Origin of the sequence: Micromonospora sp. H61, from assembly GCF_018070325.1 — a bacterium.
GTDB classification, from domain to species: Bacteria; Actinomycetota; Actinomycetes; order Mycobacteriales; family Micromonosporaceae; genus Micromonospora; species Micromonospora salmantinae.
This window is the reverse complement of record NZ_JAGPXY010000214.1, coordinates 1-1,453: the sequence shown is the minus strand read 5'-3', so window position 1 is coordinate 1,453 and position 1,453 is coordinate 1. Positions and strand designations below refer to the sequence as shown.

At 63.0% G+C, this 1,453-nt stretch carries 1 protein-coding gene; it reads right to left on the bottom strand.

The features are described 5' to 3' along the window. On the bottom strand, nt 1–1,196 hold a 1,196-nt coding region (locus KBX08_RS33225), incomplete at its 3' end, for a class I SAM-dependent DNA methyltransferase (RefSeq protein ID WP_210787706.1). Between the last annotated feature and the right edge of the window lie 257 nt (nt 1,197–1,453).

Here is a 1,453-nt window from a genome sequence, read left to right as displayed (position 1 = left end):
GAGCGCTTGCTGTTGTCGAGGATCCAGATGTAGGTGGCGATGCCGGTGTTGAAGAACATGTTGGCCGGCAGTGCGACGATGGCATCGACCAGATCGTTCTCTAGCAGCCACTTGCGGATGTTGGAGGGGCCGGACTCCGCGGCGCCGTTGAAGAGCGGCGAGCCGTTCATCACGATGCCGGTCCGGCCGCCGCCATCCTCCGGCGCCCGCATCTTGTGAACGAGGTGGAGTAGGAAGAGCATCTGCCCGTCTGAGGTCGACGGGAGGCCGGGGGCGAACCGGCCGTAGGGGCCCGCTTCGTTGCGCTCTTTTATGACCGCCTTGGCATATTGCTTCCAGTCGACGCCGTAGGGCGGGTTGGACATGCAGAAGTCGAACTGGCGGCCCTTGAACGCATCGTCGGTGAGAGTGTTGCCGAAGGCGATGTTGGTCGCGTCGTGGCCCTTGGCCAGCAGGTCGGACTTGCAAATGGCGTACGACTGTGGGTTGTACTCCTGCCCGTACAGACTCAGTTTCGCGTCGGGGTTCTGATCAAGCAGGTGGTCCTCGGCCAGTGCGAGTATGCCGCCGGTGCCCGCGGTGGGGTCGTACAGCGTGCGAATGATGTCGGCCTGGGCCAGGTCAGCGTCCTTCTCGGCGAAGAGAAGGTCGACCAGTAGCCGGATCGCGTCTCGCGGGGTGTAGTGGTCACCGGAGGTCTCGTTCGCGGCCTCGTTGAACTTGCGGATGATGTACTCGAACGCATCGCCCATGTCAGCGTTGTCGACGACGTTTGGATGCAGGTCGACGGCCTTGAAGGACGTGATGACCTCGCGGAGCAGCTCCGCCTTCTCCAGGGTGAAGATCTCCTTCTTGAAGTCGAAGTACTGGAACACGTCGACATCGGGCGAGAACCGGTCGATGTAGTCGGCCAGGTTGTCCGCCAGCCCATCGACGTCAGCCAGAAGGTTGGCGAAGGAGTAGTTCGAAGTGTTGTAAAAATGCCTACCGGTCGCCTTCTTGACCTCGACCTTGAGCCGGTTCGGGTTGTCGTACTTCGCCGCCAGCACGCGCACCGTTTCCCGGTCGGGCTCGAGGATGCAGTCGAGGCGTCGCAGGATGGTGAGGGGGAGGATCACGTTGCCGTATTGGTTGGGGCGGTAGGGGCCCCGGAGCTGGTCGGCGATCGACCAGATGAAACTACCGAGGGCGCTCACAAGGCTCCTTACGAGGATCACTCGACAACATGTGCTGGACGCTCTGCCCAAGCCTGTGCCTGTCGTCCGAGCAGGTGGCGGCGCACAGACCGCAGCAGTTGGTGCGTCGCAGGACATCATCGCGCATCACGACACCCGCCTGCCAGCGACCACATCGCCCGGCTGACGGGCGCGGAGCGTGACGGATTCGATAAGCCGGTGGCTGGCTAATGCTGGTCACGTGCTGCTCGCGGGGAGCGTGCGACCGTCGGGGCTGA